This window comes from Streptomyces roseofulvus (assembly GCF_039534915.1).
GTDB classification, from domain to species: domain Bacteria; phylum Actinomycetota; class Actinomycetes; order Streptomycetales; family Streptomycetaceae; genus Streptomyces; species Streptomyces roseofulvus.
In genome coordinates, this window is record NZ_BAAAWE010000001.1 from 6,321,135 (window position 1) to 6,340,713 (window position 19,579).

Annotated in this window: 16 protein-coding genes; 8 read left to right on the forward strand and 8 right to left on the reverse strand. The window is 74.1% G+C overall.

What is annotated here, in order from left to right:
• Window positions 1-41: 41 nt before the first annotated feature.
• Window positions 42-929 carry a YhjD/YihY/BrkB family envelope integrity protein gene (locus ABFY03_RS29065; protein ID WP_346171188.1) on the forward strand — a complete coding sequence of 296 codons (888 nt, stop codon included), beginning with the start codon at window positions 42-44 and terminating at the stop codon, window positions 927-929.
• 13 nt (window positions 930-942) lie between these two features.
• Here ABFY03_RS29065 and ABFY03_RS29070 read toward each other — a convergent pair whose 3' ends face one another.
• On the reverse strand, window positions 943-1,947 hold the full coding sequence (locus ABFY03_RS29070) for a LacI family DNA-binding transcriptional regulator (RefSeq protein ID WP_319009185.1): 1,005 nt from the start codon (window positions 1,945-1,947) through the stop codon (window positions 943-945).
• 240 nt (window positions 1,948-2,187) lie between these two features.
• Between ABFY03_RS29070 and ABFY03_RS29075 the strand changes: the two genes are divergently transcribed.
• Both ABFY03_RS29075 and ABFY03_RS29080 read left to right on the forward strand, forming a co-directional pair.
• Entirely contained in the window at window positions 2,188-4,395 is a 2,208-nt protein-coding gene (locus ABFY03_RS29075) for an RICIN domain-containing protein (protein WP_346171189.1), read from the forward strand.
• A gap of 145 nt (window positions 4,396-4,540) precedes the next feature.
• Window positions 4,541-5,824: an NAD(P)/FAD-dependent oxidoreductase gene (locus ABFY03_RS29080; protein WP_346171190.1), complete on the forward strand. Its 1,284-nt coding sequence runs from the start codon at window positions 4,541-4,543 to the stop codon at window positions 5,822-5,824.
• A 76-nt stretch (window positions 5,825-5,900) separates the two neighbouring features.
• Here the strand turns inward: ABFY03_RS29080 and ABFY03_RS29085 are convergent, their stop codons facing one another.
• From ABFY03_RS29085 to ABFY03_RS29095, 3 genes are all read right to left on the reverse strand, one after another.
• Window positions 5,901-6,662 carry an MBL fold metallo-hydrolase gene (locus tag ABFY03_RS29085; protein ID WP_319009188.1) on the reverse strand — a complete coding sequence of 254 codons (762 nt, stop codon included), beginning with the start codon at window positions 6,660-6,662 and terminating at the stop codon, window positions 5,901-5,903.
• 73 nt (window positions 6,663-6,735) lie between these two features.
• The gene (locus tag ABFY03_RS29090) at window positions 6,736-7,713 is read right to left on the reverse strand and encodes a GlxA family transcriptional regulator (RefSeq protein ID WP_346171191.1); all 978 of its coding nucleotides are present in this window, start codon (window positions 7,711-7,713) and stop codon (window positions 6,736-6,738) included.
• 82 nt (window positions 7,714-7,795) lie between these two features.
• Window positions 7,796-8,899 carry a magnesium and cobalt transport protein CorA gene (locus ABFY03_RS29095; protein WP_319009190.1) on the reverse strand — a complete coding sequence of 368 codons (1,104 nt, stop codon included), beginning with the start codon at window positions 8,897-8,899 and terminating at the stop codon, window positions 7,796-7,798.
• 214 nt (window positions 8,900-9,113) lie between these two features.
• On the opposite strand from ABFY03_RS29095, the gene ABFY03_RS29100 reads away from it, so the two are divergent.
• Complete coding sequence (locus ABFY03_RS29100; protein WP_346171192.1) at window positions 9,114-10,220, forward strand: winged helix DNA-binding domain-containing protein; 1,107 nt, start codon at window positions 9,114-9,116, stop codon at window positions 10,218-10,220.
• A 21-nt stretch (window positions 10,221-10,241) separates the two neighbouring features.
• On the opposite strand, the gene ABFY03_RS29105 is transcribed toward ABFY03_RS29100, so the two are convergent.
• Entirely contained in the window at window positions 10,242-11,063 is an 822-nt protein-coding gene (locus ABFY03_RS29105) for a helix-turn-helix transcriptional regulator (RefSeq protein WP_319009192.1), read from the reverse strand.
• A 107-nt stretch (window positions 11,064-11,170) separates the two neighbouring features.
• Here ABFY03_RS29105 and ABFY03_RS29110 point away from each other — a divergent pair, with 107 nt between their 5' ends.
• On the forward strand, window positions 11,171-12,853 hold the full coding sequence (locus ABFY03_RS29110) for an AMP-binding protein (protein WP_346171193.1): 1,683 nt from the start codon (window positions 11,171-11,173) through the stop codon (window positions 12,851-12,853).
• Complete coding sequence (locus tag ABFY03_RS29115) at window positions 12,850-14,445, forward strand: AMP-binding protein (protein ID WP_346171194.1); 1,596 nt, start codon at window positions 12,850-12,852, stop codon at window positions 14,443-14,445. The genes ABFY03_RS29110 and ABFY03_RS29115 overlap by 4 nt, the downstream gene beginning before the upstream one ends.
• A 158-nt stretch (window positions 14,446-14,603) precedes the next feature.
• On the opposite strand, the gene ABFY03_RS29120 is transcribed toward ABFY03_RS29115, so the two are convergent.
• The 3 genes from ABFY03_RS29120 to ABFY03_RS29130 all read right to left on the reverse strand — a co-directional run bounded on the left by ABFY03_RS29120 (window position 14,604) and on the right by ABFY03_RS29130 (window position 16,362).
• Window positions 14,604-15,131, reverse strand: a complete 528-nt coding sequence (locus ABFY03_RS29120) for a GNAT family N-acetyltransferase (RefSeq protein WP_346171195.1) — start codon at window positions 15,129-15,131, stop codon at window positions 14,604-14,606.
• A 19-nt stretch (window positions 15,132-15,150) separates the two neighbouring features.
• Complete coding sequence (locus ABFY03_RS29125) at window positions 15,151-15,894, reverse strand: TIGR04222 domain-containing membrane protein (protein WP_346171196.1); 744 nt, start codon at window positions 15,892-15,894, stop codon at window positions 15,151-15,153.
• Window positions 15,895-15,996: 102 nt separating this feature from the next.
• The gene (locus tag ABFY03_RS29130) at window positions 15,997-16,362 is read right to left on the reverse strand and encodes a hypothetical protein (protein ID WP_346172379.1); all 366 of its coding nucleotides are present in this window, start codon (window positions 16,360-16,362) and stop codon (window positions 15,997-15,999) included.
• Between the two features lie 292 nt (window positions 16,363-16,654).
• Here ABFY03_RS29130 and ABFY03_RS37955 point away from each other — a divergent pair, with 292 nt between their 5' ends.
• Together ABFY03_RS37955 and gcl are read left to right on the forward strand one after the other, a co-directional pair.
• Window positions 16,655-17,392: a hypothetical protein gene (locus ABFY03_RS37955; RefSeq protein ID WP_386723546.1), complete on the forward strand. Its 738-nt coding sequence runs from the start codon at window positions 16,655-16,657 to the stop codon at window positions 17,390-17,392.
• A gap of 293 nt (window positions 17,393-17,685) precedes the next feature.
• Complete coding sequence (gene gcl / locus ABFY03_RS29140) at window positions 17,686-19,473, forward strand: glyoxylate carboligase (protein ID WP_346171197.1); 1,788 nt, start codon at window positions 17,686-17,688, stop codon at window positions 19,471-19,473.
• Window positions 19,474-19,579 lie beyond the last annotated feature (106 nt).

A 19,579-nucleotide genomic window follows, 5' to 3' on the forward strand; every position in this document is an offset into this window, starting at 1 on the left:
CGGACGCGGCGGGGGAGACCGGCGAGGCGGGCGGAGGCGCGATGGGGTGGGCGGACCGGGTGCGGAACCTCCGTGCCGGCGCCGAGCGGCGCTTCCCCGTGCTGACCGAGGTGACCGAACGGCTGGTCGGCGGCAACCTCCTCGACGCCGGCACCCGCCTGGCCGCCCAGGCGTTCCTCGCGGCCGTCCCGCTCCTCTTCGCGCTCGCCGCCTTCGCGCCCGAGCCGGTCCGCGACCAGCTCCGCGAGTCCCTGCGCGCCATGTTCGGCCTCACCGGCGCCGCCGACCAGCAGCTCCAGCAGGTCTTCGACCGGAGCACCGAGGACGGGGTGCGGGAGACCAGCGGCGCCGTCGGCGCCGTCATCGCCCTCGTCTCCGCCACCAGCTTCAGTCGCGCCATGGCCCGCGTCTGCGAACGCGCCTGGGGCCTGCCCAGGGCCGGCACCCGGATCGGCGCCTGGCGGTGGGCGGTCTGGCTGCTCGCCCTGGTCGTGGTGGTCCTCCTCCAGGCGCCGATCCGGGACGGCTTCGGCGCCGGCGCCTGGCTCGGCGTCCCGCTCTTCTTCCTCCTCGCCGTCGGCGTCTGGCTGTGGACCCAGCACCTGCTGCTCGCCAAGCGCGTCCCCTGGCTGCCGCTGCTGCCCGGCGCCCTGCTGGGCGCGGCCACCTCCACCGCCCTCGGCGTCACCGCCCGCTTCTACATGCCCGGCGCGCTCAACCGGGCCCTGGCCGAGTACGGCGGCCTCGGCCTGGTCCTCACCCTGTTGTCCTGGCTCATCGTCGTCTGCGCCGCGCTGACCTTCGCCTTCACCATCGGCGCCGTCCTCGCCCGGGAGCCGACCCTGGCGCGTCTTCTCGGCACCGACCGGATCCGGGTGGCGGGCCCCGCCGCGCCCCGGTCAACGGTGCCGGAGCTCCCCGACGCGTGAGAGCCCGGCCGTCTCACGGGCGGCGTGGGGCGGCGGTGCTGTCGCCCGGGACCAGGGCGGGGAGCAGCGGCCGGGGGCGCGGGTCCGGCGGGGCGGCGCAGGAGGCGGCGCCGAGCGCGAGGTCGACGGCCTGCCGGGCCATCTCCCGCTGGGGGAGGACGACGCTGGTGAGCGTCTGGCCGGAGAGCACGCCGGCCGGGGTGTCGTCGTGCGCGACCACGGACAGGTCGCCGGGGACGGTACGGCCCAGGGCCCGGGCGGCCTCCACGGCGGCGACCGCGAGGACGTCGTGGGTGGCGAAGAGCGCGGTCGCCTCCGGGTGGGCCCGCAGCGCGTCGAGCGCCGCCGCGAGGCCGCCCCGGAAGGTGGGTTCGGCCGCGATCCGCACGGCGTCGTCCGGCAGCGGGACGCCGTCCTCGTGGAAGGCCCGCCGGAATCCGGCCGTCCGGACGGTGTGCGCGGGGCTGGCGAGGACCAGGGCCCGCTCGTGCCCGAGCGCCCGCAGATGCCGGCCGGCGAGGTGGCCGCCGTGCTCGTAGTCGACCGTGACCACCGGGAAGCCGTCCGGCAGCGCGGCCTCCCAGGCGCACAGCACCACCGGGAAGCGGGCGTCGGCGAGGAGCGGCAGATGGCCGGTGAGCCCCTGGTCGCCGGCGATCAGCAGGGCGTCCACGGAGCGGCTGGCCAGCGCGGCCAGATGGCGGCGGGCCCGCTCGCCGTCGAGGCGGGTGGTGCAGAGCAGCAGCCGGTGGCCGCGCTCCTCCAGCGCGTCCTCGACCTCCTCGACCAGGTCCGCGTAGAAGGGCGCGGAGACGGTCGGCACGAAGAGCCCGACGGTGCGGCTGCTGCCGGTGGCGAGCGAGCGGGCCACCAGATTGGGTACGTAGCCGAGCTCGGCGATCGCCGCGCGGACCCGCGCCTCCGTCGCCGGGCGCACCGCGACGCGCCCGGTGACGACGTTGGAGACGGTCTGCTTGGTGACGCCGGCCCGCTCCGCCACGTCCTGCATGGTGACCATGACGCCCCCCGTCGCCCCCGCCCCGCCAGGCTCGCAACGTAACCGGGCCCCCACCTGCGGTCAAGGCGTTCCCGCGCTTCCCCGGAGGCCGGTCCGACCGCCAACTCCCTTGGGGAGAAAGGCGACAGGCGCTCGCAGGGCTCTTGTTTTACCGGTCAAATGCGCTCTAGGGTCCGTGCCACCAGCGGCTCGACTCCTCCACCCCTGGGAGTACTCGTGCACCTTCCGCGCAGCAGATTCGTGAGCACGCTCGTCGCGGCGGCCCTGGCCGTGAGCGGCGCCGCCCTCGCCGCCGCCCCGTCGGCCACCGCCGGGCCCGCCCCCGCGACCACCGATTCCGCCACCGCCACCTACACGGTCACCGTCGGCGCCAAGGGTTCCTGGAACCGGCCCGACGACACCCCGGCCAGCCCGTACATCGACAAGGACGGCACCTTCTACTACCAGCAGGCCCACGCTTTGTACGGGGCGACCGACCCCCGCAAGTGGACCTTCTACACCGGCGCCGACTTCGACTCCGCCACCCGCTCGTCGGCGATCAGCGACGCGGTGAACCCGGCCAACTCCGCCGACCGCAACAACGACACCACCTGGCGCTGCAACAACAGCGTCACCGGCGTGGAGTCCACCCCGGCCCCGGCCGGCAGCGGCTACGCCCACCGCAACTACTGCGACCTGACCGGGATGTGGGTCGACCCGGACACCGGCGACTGGTACGGCCTCGTCCACAACGAGTTCACCCCGCAGCCCTTCGCCGACGGCATCCACTACGACGGCATCGACTACGCCGTCTCCCGGGACCAGGGCCGGACCTGGACCGTCAAGGACCACGTCATCACCTCGCCGTACAGCACGAAGCGCGGCGACACCGCCGCGTTCCCGCAGCAGACGTACCACTACGGCACCGGCGACCCGCGCCTCTTCGTCGACACCGCCTCCGGCTACTTCTACGCCTTCTACGGCTCCCGGATCGTCAACAAGGGCGGCGGCTGGGCCGCCTTCTACGGGCACGTCGCCCGGGCCCCCATCTCCGGGAAGATGGCGCCCGGTTCGTGGCGCAAGTGGTACGACGGCGCCTGGGCGCAGCCCGGCGTCGGCGGCCGGGAGTCGACCATGGTCCCGGTCGGCGCGGGCAGCGCGACCGGCTACGTGCCGAAGGAGAAGGAGTACGACCCCGCCCACGCCGGCACGGTGAGCCAGCAGGTCGCGGCCGGGCTCACCCCCGCCACCTCCCCGCTCTTCGTCATGGACATCACCTACAACGCCCACCTCGGCCTGTACATCGGCGAGCCGCAGGCCGTCGACCAGAGCGGCAACGCGCCACAGGAGATCTACGCCACCACCGACCTGACCACCCAGAAGTGGTTCCGGCTCGGCGACACCGGCAGCTACCGGACCGCCTCCTGGTACCGCTGGTTCCTCGACGCCGGCAACCGCACCTCCTCCGGCATCGTCGGCAGGGACTTCCGCGCCTACTGCTCCTTCGGCTGCTCCGGCGGCGCGAGCGGGGAGTACGTCAACCTCAGCATCGGGACGAACGAGCCCGCCGCCCCCGTCGACACCGCCCGCGCCTACCGGATCGCCGCCACGGACGGCCGGGTGCTCGCCCAGGTCCCCGGCGGCTCCGCCACCACCTCCACGCCGGCCGCCACCGGCTCGGCGCTGGAGCACTGGACCTTCACCGCGAAGGGCGACGGCTCCTACCGCATCGCCAACGCCGCCACCGGCGGCCTCCTCGGCGTCGCCTCCACCGGACCCGGCACGCGCGCGTGGGGCACGAAGCCGACGGTCGCCGCGGCGGCCTCCGGCACCGGGCAGGACTGGTTCGTGATCCGCGGCGCCTCCGCCGCCGACAACACCCCCACCGGCACCGTGAAGCTGGTCAACCGGTACAGCGGCCTCGTCCTCGGACTCTCCGCCACCGCCGCCCGCGCCGCCGAGACCGTGCCGGCCCGCAGCTGGACCGACACCACCGGCTCCCCGGTCGGCGCCGGCCGCACGGCCGGCGAGCAGAGCCTCACCCTCACCCCGGTCGGCGACGCGCCGCGGACCGTCACCCTCACCGCCGGTGGCAAGGCCCTCGACAACCCCGACAGCAGCACCGCCGACGGCACCGGGCTCGTCACCTGGACCCCGAACGGCGGCGCCAACCAGAAGTGGACCCTCACCCCGCACGCCGACGGCGGCTACGAGCTCCGCAACAACGCCTCGGGGAAGTGCGCGGACATCGAGAACGGCTCCACCGCCGCCGGTGCCCGGGTCATCCAGTGGACCTGCCACGGCGGCGCCAACCAGCGCTGGACGCTCCAGCGCCTCCCCGACGGCACCTCCACCGTCACCTCCGTGCGCAGCGGCCTCCTCCTGACCACCGCCTCACCGGCGAACGGGGCCAAGGTCACCCAGCAGCCGGACACCGGGAGCGCCCTCCAGCGCTGGACCACCGGCTGACCGGAGCCGCTCCCTCCTCCCGGGGGCCCGCGCGGACGCCCGTCCGCCCGGGCCCCCGACCCCTTGACAGCGAGGTCATGCCCCTGACAGGAGTGGCCGCACGACTTCCACCGGCGACTGACACCTCGAAGGGGGCGATCGGCCCATGACCGAGCCCGAGAGCACGGCACCCGGCCCGCGACCGGACGGCACCTACGACGTCGTCATCAGCGGGGCGAGCCTCGCCGGCAGCGCCGCGGCGATCCTGCTCGCGCGGCGCGGCGCCCGCGTCGCCCTCCTGGAGCGCCGCTCGGACCCCGACGCGTACAAGGTGCTCTGCACCCACGCCCTCACCGCCTGCGCCCACCCGGTCCTCGACGAACTCGGCCTCCTTCCCGACCTGGAGAAGGCCGGAGCCGTCCGCAACGAGGCGCGCTGGTACACCCGTTGGGGCTGGATCGAACCGCGCGCCGCACCCGGCGGACCCGCGCTCCCGTACGCGTACAACGTCCGACGCTCCACCCTCGACCCGCTCATCAGGTCCCACGCGGCGCGCACCCCCGGCGTGGACCTGCTCCTCGGCCACAAGGTCACCGGACTGCTCCGGGACGCCGACCGCGCGACCGGTGTCCGCGTCACGGGCCCCGGCGGCGCACGCGAGCTCCGCGCCCGCCTGGTCGTCGGCGCCGACGGCAAGGACTCCGCCGTCGCCGGGCTCGCCGGCATCCGCGAACGGCGGTACGAGAACGGACGGTTCGGCTACCTCGCCCACTTCCGCGACCTGCCGCTGCCCGGCGGGATCGGTCAGGCGTGGTTCCTCGAACCCGACATGGCGTACTCGTTCCCCAACGACGACGGCGTCACCGTCCTCGCCGTCCTCCCGGACAAGAAGCACCTGCCGGCCTTCCGCGAGGACCTGGAGGGCAGCTTCCACGCGTTCGTCCGCGCCCTGCCCGAGGCGCCCGCCATCGACTCCGCCCGGCGCGTCTCGAAGTTCGTCGGCACCGTCGACTACCCGCTGATCACCCGCGACCCCACCGCCCCCGGCATCGCCCTCGTCGGCGACGCCGCCCTCACCGGCGACCCCCTGTGGGGCGTCGGCTGCGGCTGGGCCCTGCAGACCGCGCAGTGGCTGGCCGACGCGGTCGCCCCCGCCGTGACCGGCCGCGGCGACCTCGACCGCGCCCTCGCCGCGTACGGCCGCACCCACCGCCGCCGGCTCCGGCCCCACCAGCAACTGGCCGTCGACTACGCGCGGTCCCGTCCCTTCAACCCCGGCGAACGCCTCATGTTCTCCGCCGCGGCCCGGGACGCGGCCGCCGCCCGCCACATGTACCTCTTCGCCTCCCGGCTCATCGGCCCCCTCGGCTTCCTCAGCCCGCACTCCGTGGCCCGCGCGGCGGCCGTCAACCTCCGCCACTGGCTCCGGAAGCCCGAGCCGGCGGCCTGACGGCGCCCGCGTCCGCCCGCCGGCCGGCACAGGCGCGGCAGCGGCGGGGCGAGCGGGCCCCGGCGACGGGATCCCGCTATCGGGGTGCGCCGGTCTCCGTGCGGGCGGGGAGCCGGCCCGCCGCCGCGAGCCGGGTCAGGCGCCGCTGCTCCCGGTCGGCCCAGCGCCGGACCCGGTCGGGCTCCAGCGGGGTGCCGTGGCCGACGTGGAGGCGGGTGGGGTCGAGGTCGAGCATCCTCCGCAGGCTCGCGAGGTTGCCCAGCGGGTCGTCGTGGAAGGGCGGGTTGGCGGGGCGGCCCCGCACGAGTCCGAAGAGGGAGTTGGCGACCAGGTCGCCGGCGACGAGGTCGCCCCGGTCGGTGAGGACGGAGACCGACCCGGCGGTGTGCCCGGGGGTCGGCATGATGCGCGCCGAGACGCCGAAGTCCTCCAGGTCGGTCTCGCCGGTCACGACCACGTCGGGTTCGAACGGGGGGACCCGGACGTGCAGGTTCCGGTGCCGGGCCATGAGGCGGCCCATCAGCCCGGTGGGCAGGTACGGTTCGCGGGCCCGGCCGGAGCGGTAGGGGCCGAGGTCGGCGACGTGCCCCGCGACGGGCGCCCCGGTCAGGCGGTGCAGTTCGGCGGCGGAGCCGAAGTGGTCGATGTGGCCGTGCGTGATGACGATCAGCGACACGTCCGCGGGGTCCACGCCGTGGGCGGCGACCTGCTCGTGGATCCTGCGGCCGCTGCCGGGCGTGCCCGCGTCGACGATGACGGGCCGCCGGCCGAGCAGCAGGTACGCGTTGATGTGGTGCCGGCCCATGACCGGGATGGGGACGACCTTGGTTCGGGACACGTGTCTCTCCTCGGGCATGACGGTCCTCCGTCGCGCGGTGGCCCGCGGACGGCAGGGGAAGGGGGTGCGGGGCTCAGCGGAAGCGGCGGCGGTACTCGGCGGGGGTGGTGCCGAGACGGCGCCGGAAGGAACGGTGCAGGCTCTCCACGGAACCGAGGCCGCTGAGGGCGGCGACCTCGGGCAGACCGTGGGCGGTGTCCTGGAGCAGCCGGCGGGCGGCCTCCAGCCGGACGGACTCGACGTACACGGCCGGCGTGGTGCCGGTGCGGTCGCGGAACAGCCGCGAGAAGTGACGCACGCTCAGGTGCAGCCGGGCCGCGAGGACCTCGGCCGACAGGTCCTCGGTGAGGTGCTCGCCGATCCACACGCGCAGGTCGTCCACCCGGTCGCCGGGCGCCGCGGGCGGCGTGAGCGGCACGCTGAACTGGCTCTGTCCGCCCGCGCGTTTGACGTACATGACCATCGTCCGGGCCGTGGCGAGGGCGAGTTCGGGACCGTGGTCCTCGGTGACCATGGCCAGCGCCATGTCCATCCCCGACGCGATGCCGGCGCAGGTCCACAGCCCGCCCTCCCGGAGGAAGATCGGGTCCGGATCGACGGTGACGAGCGGATGGTCGGCGGCCAGCCGCGCGGCCGTCCGCCAATGCGTCGTGGCGGCACGTCCGTCCAGCAGCCCCGCCGCCGCCAGCAGATGCGCGCCCGCGCAGACGGACCCGACCCGGCGCGTGTCCGGAGCCACCTCCCGAAGCCAGTCCACCATCTCGCGGTCGAGCACCGGCTCCACCTCGTGGCCGCGCACCCGGACGGCACCCGACACCAGCAGGGTGTCCACATCGCCGGCCACCTCGTCCAGGGCCAGATCGGCCATCAGCCGGATCCCGCCCGCCGTGGCCACCGGCTCGCCCCGCCCCGTCGCGATCCGCACGGTGTAGCCGGCCCGCCCGGCGCCCCCGAGCCGCCCGGCCATCGAGAACACCTCGGCCGGACCGGTGACGTTGAGCAGTTCGACGCCGGGAAAGGCGGCGATGACGACCCTGTGCGGTGGAAGCATGCACCGATCATGTCGGCCCGCCCCGACGGCCGCAATGACCATGTTCTGTCAGATCCGGCCACGCCCGCCCGGCCCGCACCGGCTACAGCCAATCCTTCCTCTTGAAGACCACGTACAGGCTCGTGCACACCATCGCCATCAGCACCACCGCGAACGGATACCCGCCCGCCCAGTGCAGCTCCGGCATGTTGTCGAAGTTCATCCCGTAGATGGTTCCGACCAGCGTGGGCGCGAAGAGAATCGCCGCCCACGACGAGATCTTCTTGATCTCCTCGTTCTGCTCGAAGCCGGCTTCGGCCAGGGCGCGCATCTCCGCGTTCTGCTGCTGGGTCACCAGGGTCGCGTTGACGGTGAGGATCTCCGTGAGGGCCTGGCGGAAGCCGTCGACGCGTTCGCTGGTGTGGGTCACGTGGTCGGCGACGTCCCGGAGGTAGCGCTGGAGCTCCTCGTCGGTGCCGTACTTGGCGAAGCCGGCCATCAGGCCGTGCAGCATGCCGACGAGGGGGCGGGTGGCGCGCTGGAACTCCACCATCTCGCGGGAGAGTTCGTAGATGCGGCGGGAGACGGCGGGGTCGCCGCCGAAGACCTCGGTCTCGATCTCGTCGATGTCGTTCTGCACACCGGCGACGACCGGGGCGTAGCCGTCGACCACCGTGTCCAGGATGGCGTACAGCACGGCCTCCGGGCCGAGCGCCAGCAGATCGGGGTTCCCCTCCATGCGGCGGCGGACCGCCGACAGGTCGGGGGCGCCGCCGTGCCGGACCGTGATGAGGAAGTCGGGCCCGACGAAGATGTGCAGCTCGCCGAAGTCGACCTCCTCCTGCGCGTCCAGGTAGCGGGCCGCGCGCAGCACGACGAAGAGGGTGTCGCCGTACCGTTCCAGCTTCGGCCGCTGATGGGCTTCGAGCGCGTCCTCGACGGCGAGTTCGTGCAGGTCGAACTCGGCGGCCAGGGAGTGGAGCTCCTCCTCCGTCGGGCGGTGCAGACCGATCCACGCCATGCCGTCCGGGTGCTCGCGCAGCTGCCGGTACGTCTCCGCCAGCGTCGCCGGCGACGACACCTTGCGTCCGTCGCGGTACAGGGTCGCCTGGATCACGCTCGGCCCGTCCGAGGGCTCCGGCTGCGCGGCGGCCGGGGACGGCTCCGGGCGGCGGCGCCAGGCCGCGCGGGGTCGGCGGTCGGACACGTACGTACCTCCGTCGGCTGCTTGCGGGACCCGGACGGATCTCCGCCGGGGATGAGAAGGGTATATGGGTCGGAATGGGGCGGCTGGGGGCGGGGTCGGAGGTGGGGGAGGGGAGGGGGAGGGGAGTCGGGGGCGGCCGCCGTGCTCGACGCGTTCGCGCCGCGCGGGTGAAAGAGGTCAGGAACTGTCCTGGTTGCCTTGTAGCGTCCCCCGTATGGACACCCTTCCCCCGGTCTCGCGTCGCGCCCTGGGGCGCGCCACCCTCGCCCGTCAGCTGCTGCTCGCGCCCTCGGCGCTCTCGCCCGAGGAGGCCGTGCGTCATCTGGTGGGACTGCAGGCGCAGAACACCAAGCCGCCGTACTACGCGCTCGCCGCCCGCCTCGACGGGTTCCGGCCCGAGGAGCTGTCCGCGCTCATGGAGTCCCGGGCCGTCGCCCGGATCGCCACCCTGCGCTCCACCGTCCACACCCACACCGCCCGCGACGCCGTCGCCCTGCGGGCCTTCGCCCAGCCGGGCGCCGTCGACCGCGAGCTCGCCATCTTCCGCAAGAAGCTCGACGGCGTCGACCTCGACCGGCTCGCGGCCCTCGCCCGCGACCTCGTCGAGGAGGAGCCCCGCACCCCCAAGCAGCTCCGCGAACACCTCCTCGGCACGTGGCCGGACGCCGACCCGCTGGCCCTGACCATGGCAGCCCGCTGCATGCTGCCGCTCGTCCAGGTCACTCCGCGCGGCCTGTGGGGCAGGGGCGGGCAGGTGGCGCTGACCACCACCGACGTGTGGTTCGGGGGAGCGTCGTACGAGCCCGCCGACCCCGGCGAGACCGTGCTGCGCTACCTCGCCGCCTTCGGCCCCGCCTCCGTCAGGGACATGCAGACCTGGTGCGGGCTGACCCGGCTGCGGCCGGCCTTCGAACGGCTGCGGCCCGACCTGGTCACCTTCCGGGACGAGGACGGCACCGAGCTGTTCGACCTGCCCGACGCGCCCCGCCCGGACGAGACCACCCCGGCCCCGCCGCGCTTCCTGCCCGAGTTCGACAACCTGCTGCTCTCCCACGCCGACCGGCGCCGGATCGTCCCCGAGGCGCACCGGGCCCGCACCTGGACCGGCAACCAGGCCCACCGCGTCTTCCTCCTCGACGGGTTCCTCGCCGGGCTCTGGCACCTGGAGGAGACCAAGGAGCGCGTCACCCTCACCGTCGAGCCCTTCACCCGGTTCACCCGCGCCGACCGGGCCGCCCTCACCGCCGAGGCCGAGCGGACGCTCCGCCTCACCGTGCCCGCCGACGGCGCGTACGACCTCGTCTTCCGCGCCGAGGACTGACCCCGTTCCCGCGCGGACCGGCTACGGCAGCACGCCCGCCCGCCGCGCCGCCACCACCGCCTCCAGGCGGGTGTGCGCCCCCAGCTTCCGCATCGCCGAGCGAAGATAGCCCTTGACCGTCTCCGGGCGCAGCCCGAGCCGCTGCGCCGCCGCCGCGTTCGTCGCACCGGAGGCGACCGCCGCCAGCACGTCCGTCTCGCGCGGCGTCAGCGCCGGCCCCGGGAGCGGCGCGGGGCGCCCGGACGCCGACTCCAGGCGGCCGCAGACGGCGAGCAGCCGGGCCCGCAGCTCCTCGTCGACGACCTGCGGGGCGAGGGCCCGCAGCTCGCCGTGAGCGTGCCGCACCTCCTCCCACGACGGGCCCGGAGGCCCGGACGGCTCCACCAGCCGGCTCACCTCGTCCCGTACGGCCAGCGCCTGCTCCACGTCCCGGGCCGCCGCCACCGCCGCGTCGAAGACCCGCTCGCCGAGCGGCAGCGCGTCCCGCAGCGCCCCGTACAGCACCCCGCGCACCTGCCGCCGGACGACCACCGGCACCGCGATCACCGACCGCAGGCCCTCCGCCGACACCGGCAGGTCGTACTCGTGGGTGATGTGCCGGGCCACCGGATAGTCGGTGACCGCGCACGGCCGGGCCAGCGCCAGGCACTTGCCGCCCAGGCCGTTGCCGGGCGAGATCGCCAGGCCCTGGAGCGCCGGGGTCACCGCCCCGTGCAGCTCGGCGATCCGCAGCGGCCGGCCGGCGTCCCGCACCAGGCCGCCGAAGACCACGGGCAGCCCGCTGCCGCGCCGCAGCCGCAGCAGCGCGGCCCGCAGCTCCACCGCCTCGATCCGCTCGGACACGGGAGAACGCTCCTTCCCTCTCACTCCATCACCCCCGAACGGGGGTAGTGAGACCTGGGTCACCGATTACACGATGTGCGGGACCGGTCCCGCAACGAGGAGGACACATGACGGCAACCAGCGCGACGGAGGAGTTCCGGACCGCCCGGGACTTCCTGCTCCGGCACCGCGAGGACTACGCGACGGCGTACGGCGGCTTCGCCTGGCCCCGCCCCGACCGGTTCAACTGGGCGCTGGAGTGGTTCGACGTCATCGCCGAGGGCAACGACCGCACCGCCCTGCACATCGTCGAGGAGGACGGCTCCGAGACGAAGCTGAGCTTCGCGGAGATGTCGGCCCGCTCCAACCGGGTCGCGAACTGGCTGCGCGCCCAGGGCGTCCGCGCCGGGGACCGGATCATCGTGATGCTGGGCAACCAGGCCGAGCTGTGGGAGACGATGCTCGCCGCGATGAAGCTGCGCGCCGTCGTCATCCCCGCCACCCCGCTGCTCGGCCCCGCCGACCTCCGCGACCGGGTCGAACGCGGCCGGGCGCGGCACGTGATCGCGCGCTCCGAGGACACCGCCAAGTTCGACGACGTCCCCGGCGACTACACCCGCATCGCGATCGGCGGCGACGGCACGGACTGGCTGGGGTACGAGCTCTCCGCCGCCGAGTCGGACGTCTTCGAGCCCGACGGCGTCACCCTCGCCCACGACACCCTGATGCTGTACTTCACCTCCGGCACCACCGCCCGCCCCAAGCTGGTCGAGCACACCCACACCTCCTACCCGGTGGGGCACCTGGCGACGATGTACTGGATCGGGCTCAAGCCCGGCGACGTCCACCTCAACATCTCCTCGCCGGGCTGGGCCAAGCACGCCTGGTCCAACCTCTTCGCCCCCTGGAACGCCGAGGCGACCGTCTTCATCCACAACTACACGCGCTTCGACGCGGGCCGGCTCATGGACGAGATGGCACGCCACGGCGTCACCTCCTTCTGCGCCCCGCCGACCGTGTGGCGGATGCTCATCCAGTCCGACCTGAGCCGGCTGACCACCCCGCCGCGGGAGGTCGTCGCCGCCGGCGAGCCGCTGAACCCGGAGGTCATCGAGGCGGTCCGGCGCGCCTGGGGCGTCACCATCCGCGACGGCTTCGGGCAGACCGAGACCGCCGTCCAGGTCTCCAACAGCCCCGGCCAGCGGCTCAAGGAGGGTTCGATGGGCCGCCCGAGCCCCGGCTACGCGGTCACCCTGGTCGACCCGGTCACCGGCCGCCCGGACGCCGACGAGGGCGAGATCTGCCTCGACCTGTCCGCCCACCCCGTGGGCCTGATGACCGGCTACCACGGCGACCCGGAGAAGACGGCCGAGGCGATGGCCGGCGGCTACTACCGCACCGGCGACATCGGCAGCCGCGACGAGGACGGCTACATCCACTACGTGGGGCGCGCCGACGACGTCTTCAAGGCGTCCGACTACAAGATCAGCCCCTTCGAGCTGGAGAGCGCGCTCCTGGAGCACGAGGCCGTCGCCGAGGCGGCCGTCGTCCCCGCGCCCGACCCGCTGCGGCTCGCCGTCCCGAAGGCGTACGTCGTCCTCGCGGAGGGCTTCAAGCCGGACGCGGAGACCGCCCGGGCCCTCTTCGCCCACTCGCGGGCGGTCCTCGCGCCGTACAAGCGGGTGCGCCGCATCGAGTTCGCCGACCTGCCGAAGACCGTCTCGGGCAAGATCCGGCGGGTCGAGCTGCGCCGCCTCACCGCCGAAGGCGCGTCCACCGGCCCGGAGTTCACCGAAGGAGACCTGGCGTGACCGGTACGGAGGCGTCCTACGCGCACGGCACCTCGGACACCCCGCTCCTCGGCGACACCATCGGCGCCAACCTGGACCGGGCCGTCGCCGCCTGGCCCGACCGCGAGGCCCTGGTCGACGTGGCCGGCGGACGGCGCTGGACCTACGCCGAGTTCGGCGCCGACGTCGACCGGATCGCGGCGGCGCTGCTCGGCAGCGGCGTCCGCAAGGGCGACCGGGTCGGGATCTGGGCGGTCAACTGCCCCGAGTGGGTGCTCGTCCAGTACGCCACCGCCCGCGTCGGCGCCGTCATGGTCACCATCAACCCGGCCTACCGCGCACACGAACTCGCCTATGTCCTGCGCCAGTCGGGGATCTCGCTGCTCTTCGCCTCGCTCGCCCACAAGACCAGCGACTACCGGGCGATGGTCGAGGAGGTCCGGGCCGAGTGCCCGGAGCTGCGGGAGGCGGTGTACTTCGGCGACCCGAGCTGGGAGTCCTTCGCGGCCCGCCCGTCCGGCGGCCTCGCCCCCGAACCGCTCGCCGCCGACGAGCCGGTCAACATCCAGTACACCTCGGGCACCACCGGCTTCCCGAAGGGCGCCACCCTCTCCCACCACAACATCCTCAACAACGGTTACTTCGTGGGCGAGATGATCGCCTACACCGAGCAGGACCGGATCTGCGTGCCCGTGCCCTTCTACCACTGCTTCGGCATGGTGATGGGCAATCTGGCGGCCACCTCGCACGGCGCCTGCGTCGTGATCCCGGCCCCGTCCTTCGACCCGGCCGCGACCCTCCGCGCCGTCCAGGAGGAGCGCTGCACCTCCCTGTACGGCGTGCCGACCATGTTCATCGCGGAGCTGAACCTCCCGGACTTCGCGGCGTACGACCTCTCCTCCCTCCGCACCGGCATCATGGCGGGCTCCCCGTGCCCGGTGGAGGTGATGAAGCGGGTGGTCGCGGAGATGAACATGGCCGAGGTGTCGATCTGTTACGGCATGACCGAGACCTCGCCGGTCTCCACCCAGACCCGCCGCGACGACGACCTGGAGCGCCGCACCGGCACCGTCGGCCGGGTCATGCCGCACGTCGAGGTGAAGGTCGTCGACCCGGCCACCGGCCTCACCGTGGAGCGCGGCACCGCGGGCGAACTGTGCACCCGCGGCTACAGCGTGATGCTCGGCTACTGGGACGAGCCGGCGAAGACCGCCGAAGTCGTCGACGCCGGCCGCTGGATGCACACCGGCGACCTCGCGGTGATGCGCGAGGACGGCTACGTCCAGATCGTCGGCCGCATCAAGGACATGATCATCCGCGGCGGCGAGAACGTGTACCCGCGCGAGATCGAGGAGTTCCTGTACGGGCACCCCAAGATCGCCGACGTCCAGGTCGTCGGCGTCCCCGACGAGCGGTACGGCGAGGAGATCCTGGCCTGCGTGATCCCGCGCGACCCGGCCGACCCGCCGACCCTCGACGAGATCACCGCCTTCTGCCGCGACCGCCTCGCCCACTACAAGGTCCCGCGCCGCGTCGAGATCCTCACCGAGTTCCCGATGACGGTGAGCGGCAAGGTGCGGAAGGTGGAACTGCGGGAGCGGTACGGCGCCTAGGTCGTTTCTTTCGGATCAGGCCGGATCAGGGAGCGGCGTCTGGTGCGTGCGCTCGCAAGGCGGAGGAGGGAGTCGACGCGGAGCGTCGGCGACCGACGACAACGCCGCGAGCGTGCGTGCCAGACGCCGCGAGCCCGGCATGATCCGGAAGAGACGGCCTAGCCGGGTTCCGCCGGCAGGTCGCGCCGCATGCAGACGCGGGGCCAGGCCGCCAGGCCGTGGGCGGCCTCGGCCCTGCTGATGGCGCGCAGGCCGTCGGTGAGGGCCGGGTCGGTGTCGGCGAGGGGGCGGAAGCCGAGTCGCGCGTAGTACGGGGCGTTCCACGGCACTTCGGCGAAGGTCGTCAGGGTGAGGGCCGTCAGGCCCTCCGCGCGGGCGGCCTCCGCCAGGTGCTCGATCAGCGCCCGGCCGACGCCCCGGCGGGCCGCATCGGGGTGCACGGAGACCTGCTCGATGTGGGCGGCGTCGTCGACGGTCTCCGCGATCAGGTACGCGACCGGCCGGTCGGCCCCGTCGACCGCCACCCAGGCGCGGCCCGCCGCGCGGTACCCCTCCAGCACCTCCAGCGGCAGGGGTTCGTCATCGGCGATCGCCGCCATGCCGAGGGTGCGGAAGGGTTCGCCCGCCGCGCGTTCGATCGACTGGAGCAGCGGGAGTTCGGCCGGTGCGGCAGCTCGGATGCGCATACGCCAGTATGGCTCCGGTTCACCGCTCGTCGAGCAGGCCCCCGTCGCGGGAGAAGCGCGGCAGGAAGAGCGCCAGCGCCGGGTCGCCGTACAGCGCCACGTACAGCTGGACCAGCCGGCCGTCCGTCACCTCGCTCCGGTGCGCGGGCAGCGGGTGCCGCTCCCGCAGCTCGGCCAGGAGCCGCCGGGCGGCCCCCGTCGTCGTCGGCAGCCGCAGCAGGGCGACGGCGGCCACGGCGACCGGCACCCCCAGGGCGAGGGCGGGCACGAGCCCGGGACCGTCGCCGGCGGCGGCGTCCGCGAGCAGTCCGGCCGCGAGGGTCAGGGGCGCCGCGGCCGACAGCAGCCGGGCCGCGCGCCGGGGCCCCGGCGGACGCAGCAGCCCCGCCCGCCCCAGCTCGGCCCGCAGCCCGTCCACCGCCCGGCGCGCCTCGGGGCGCAGGGCCAGCGCGCGTGGGGGGAGGGCGTTGCGGAGCGAGCGGTGGACGGCGAGCTGGACGGGGTTGCGGATCCGCCCCGGCCCGCCATTGGCCCGAACCGTATGTTTGCGGCCCGCCGCGACCGCGCCGCGCTGGTGCAGCGCCACCAGCGCGACCGTCACCGCGGCCCGCCGGCCGCCGCGCAGCAGGGCCAGCGCCTCCGGCCCCGGCACCGCCCCGGCGGAGCCCGTACCTCCGCCTCTGCCCGTACCGCGCAGCAGCACCGCCGCCGCCAGCAGTTCGGCCCAGGCGGCCGCCGCGCACCACCACGTCCCCGTTCCCATGCCCTCCACCCCCAGGGTGTTTCTGCCCGGGGGAGCGTGATCATCACGCGTGGATGGCCGGATCCGTTCGCTCAAAGGGCGGGGTCGTGCATCCCGCCCGGCTCAGACGGCGCCGCCGGAGGTGAGTTCGTCGGCCGCGTCGTTCACCGGCTGCGGGGTGCCGGTGAGGTCGAGGACGAAGAGCGGCAGCCGTATCTCGGCGGCGCGCGACCGGGCCTCGGGGGTGTAGCCGGCGAGCGAGAAGAAGACGCTCACGGCGGAGGCGCTGAGTCCGTTGAGCCACAGGCACTCGACGGCCCGCAGCCCGGCGGGCCGGGTGCTCGGGTCCACCTGGGCGACGAGCCCGGTGCCGCGCAGGTCCACCCCGGCGGAGTGCCGGTCCTCCGGCTGCACGATGTCCCGGAAGCCGAGCCAGTGCAGATACGTGGCCGCCGCGGCGACCGCGTCCCGCGCCGTCCGGATCGTCACCGGCCGGAACGCGTCCCGCGCGGCGGCGGACCGTGGCGCGGTCGGCTGCAGCGGGACGCGCTCCGGGTACCGCTCGGCGAAGGACCGCGGCGGGTTCCCGAACCAGTCCGAGACGGGACCGGCGGGCCTGCGCCGTCCGGTCTCGACGTCGTCGTCCCGGGCGGCGAGGGGCCGGGCCGGCCCGGCCCCGGACCCGGTACCGGCGGAGTCGCCGGGGTCGTACGCGCGAGAACGCCGCGACTCGGAGCCGTACCCCTCCCCGGCCCCGTCGTCTGCCCCGGTCGCGGGCCCGGTGGTCGTACCGGTAGCCGGTCCGGGCTCCGGCCCGCTTCCCGGAGCGATCTCCGCTCCGTTCCCAGGCCCGACCTCCTGTCCGTTCTCCAGCCCGCTTCCCGCCGGGATCTCCGGCCCGCTCTCCGGCCTGGTCCCCGATCTGCTCTCCGGTCCGGGCTCCAGCCCGCTTCCCGGCGGGATCTCCGGCCCGCTCTCCGTCCTGGTCCCCGGCCCAGCCCCCGGTCCGGCCCCTGGCCCAATCCCCAGCCCGGCCGTCGGCCCGGTCTCGGCGCCCGTCGCCGGCCAGGGCTCCGGCACGGCCTCCGGTCCCGTCGCCCGTCCGCTCGCCGACCTCGTCGCCGCCCCGGTCTCCGGTCCGACCCACGGTCCGGTCGCCGTCCCGCTTCCCGGCCCGCTCCCCATCCCGGCCACCGGCCCGTTCTCCGGACCGGTCGTCGGGCCGGGCGCCTGCCCCGTCGCCGTCCCCGTCGCCGTCCCGGCGGCAGCCGCCCCCGGCTCCGTCCGCTGCCGGTTCTCGTCCTCCGTGGGCGGGGCGACGGGGACCCGCAGGACCGCCCCGCAGGCGCAGCCGAGTTCCGGGTGGGGCCACTGGTCCTCGCGGCCGCACGCGCGGCAGCGGACGGTGACCCACTCGTCGAGCCAGTTGCGGCGCCGAACCGGTTCGGCGGTGGAGTCCGGGGTCAGCCGCGGGGCGACCGGGCTGCCGCAGGGGCAGGGGAAGGCGGGCGCCGCGTAGGCATGGCTCCGCCGGCACTCCGGGCAGCGCACCGTCACCGATTCACCCACACCGAACCCCCTCTTCCCGTTCGTCCATCGTCCACCAATCCGGCCGCGCGGGGGTGCGACTTCGGCCATCGGGGACGGCCCGCGGGCGTTCGCGGGCGCCCGCCTGGTGGGCGGTCCCTTGACGGCTTCCCGACCCCCACCTACATTGCTTCCGTATAGCAGAACAGTTCTTCCGCATTACGGAAACAGGGACGGGCGGCTCGCCCGGAACCTGCGACCGACCGGCCGAGCAGGAGCACTCCCATGCCTCGTATGACCGCCGCCGCAGCGGCCGTTGAGATCCTCAAGCGCGAAGGCGTCACCAACGCGTTCGGCGTGCCCGGCGCGGCGATCAACCCCTTCTACCGCGAGCTCAAGAACGTCGGCGGCATCAGCCACACGCTGGCCCGCCACGTCGAGGGCGCCTCCCACATGGCCGAGGGCTACACCCGCGCCAAGGCCGGGAACATCGGCGTCTGCATCGGTACGTCCGGCCCCGCCGGCACCGACATGATCACCGGCCTGTACTCGGCGATCGCCGACTCCATCCCGATCCTCTGCATCACCGGCCAGGCGCCGACCTCGAAGCTCCACAAGGAGGACTTCCAGGCCGTCGACATCGCCTCGATCGCCAAGCCGGTCACCAAGGCCGCGACGACCGTCCTGGAGGCCGCGCAGGTCCCCGGCGTCTTCCAGCAGGCGTTCCACCTGATGCGCTCCGGCCGTCCCGGCCCGGTCCTCATCGACCTCCCGCTGGACGTCCAGCTGACCGAGATCGAGTTCGACCCGGAGACCTACGAGCCGCTGCCGGTCTACAAGCCCTCCGCGACCCGCGCCCAGGCCGAGAAGGCGCTCGCCTTCCTCCTGGAGTCCGAGCGCCCGCTGATCGTCGCCGGCGGCGGCATCATCAACGCCGACGCCTCCGACCTGCTGGTCGAGTTCGCCGAGCTGACGAACATCCCGGTCATCTCCACCCTGATGGGCTGGGGCACCATCCCGGACGACCACGAGCTCGCCGCCGGCATGGTCGGCGTGCAGACCGCGCACCGCTACGGCAACGCCACCTTCCTGGAGTCGGACTTCGTCCTCGGCATCGGCAACCGCTGGGCCAACCGCCACACCGGCTACAACATGGACGCCTACACGGCCGGCCGGAAGTTCGTCCACGTCGACATCGAGCCCACCCAGATCGGCAAGATCTTCGCGCCGGACTACGGCATCGCCTCCGACGCCAAGGCCGCCCTGGAGCTCTTCGTCGAGATCGCCGAGGAGTGGAAGGCCGCGGGCCGGCTGCCCGACTTCACCGCCTGGGCCGCCTCCGCGCAGGAGCGCAAGGCCACCCTCCAGCGCCGCACGCACTTCGAGAACATCCCCATGAAGCCGCAGCGCGTCTACGAGGAGATGAACAAGGCCTTCGGCCCGGAGACCCGGTACGTCACCACCATCGGCCTCTCCCAGATCGCCGCCGCGCAGTTCCTGCACGTCTACAAGCCGCGCCACTGGATCAACTGCGGCCAGGCCGGCCCGCTCGGCTGGACCATCCCCGCCGCCATCGGCGCCGCCACCGCCGACCCGGAGACCCCGGTCGTCGCGCTCTCCGGCGACTACGACTTCCAGTTCATGATCGAGGAGCTGGCGGTCGCCGCCCAGCACAAGGTCCCCTACGTCCACGTCCTCGTGAACAACGCCTACCTCGGCCTCATCCGGCAGGCGCAGGGCGGCCTCGGCATCAACTTCGAGGTCAACCTGGAGTTCGAGAACATCAACACCCCCGAGATCGGCGTCTACGGCGTCGACCACGTCAAGGTCGCCGAGGGCCTCGGCGTCAAGGCGATCCGCGTCGAGGACCCGGCGAAGCTGGGCGAGGCGCTGGAGCAGGCCAAGAAGATGGCCGTCGAGTTCCAGGTCCCGGTCGTCGTCGAGGCGATCCTGGAGCGCATCACCAACATCGCGATGAGCAAGACCGTCGACATGAGCGACGTCACCGAGTTCGAGGACCTGGCCACCGAGCCGGGCCACGCCCCGACGGCGATCAAGCCGCTCGCGGTCTGACCGCCGGGCCCTCCGAGGGCCCGCCCCCGGCTCCCGCCCGCATCCGTCGTCCACGTGACGGGGCGGGCGGGCCGACCCGGGACGCGCTCCCGTCCCGCCCCGACGT

What these genes read in the sequence shown, in the direction of transcription:
- ABFY03_RS29065 (WP_346171188.1), top strand. Translation starts at nt 42, where the DNA reads ATGGGGTGGGCGGACCGGGTGCGGAACCTCCGTGCCGGCGCCGAGCGG.
- ABFY03_RS29070 (WP_319009185.1), bottom strand. Translation starts at nt 1,947, where the DNA reads ATGGTCACCATGCAGGACGTGGCGGAGCGGGCCGGCGTCACCAAGCAG.
- ABFY03_RS29080 (WP_346171190.1), top strand. Translation starts at nt 4,541, where the DNA reads ATGACCGAGCCCGAGAGCACGGCACCCGGCCCGCGACCGGACGGCACC.
- ABFY03_RS29090 (WP_346171191.1), bottom strand. Translation starts at nt 7,713, where the DNA reads ATGCTTCCACCGCACAGGGTCGTCATCGCCGCCTTTCCCGGCGTCGAA.
- ABFY03_RS29100 (WP_346171192.1), top strand. Translation starts at nt 9,114, where the DNA reads ATGGACACCCTTCCCCCGGTCTCGCGTCGCGCCCTGGGGCGCGCCACC.
- ABFY03_RS29110 (WP_346171193.1), top strand. Translation starts at nt 11,171, where the DNA reads ATGACGGCAACCAGCGCGACGGAGGAGTTCCGGACCGCCCGGGACTTC.
- ABFY03_RS29120 (WP_346171195.1), bottom strand. Translation starts at nt 15,131, where the DNA reads ATGCGCATCCGAGCTGCCGCACCGGCCGAACTCCCGCTGCTCCAGTCG.
- ABFY03_RS29125 (WP_346171196.1), bottom strand. Translation starts at nt 15,894, where the DNA reads ATGGGAACGGGGACGTGGTGGTGCGCGGCGGCCGCCTGGGCCGAACTG.
- gcl (WP_346171197.1), top strand. Translation starts at nt 17,686, where the DNA reads ATGCCTCGTATGACCGCCGCCGCAGCGGCCGTTGAGATCCTCAAGCGC.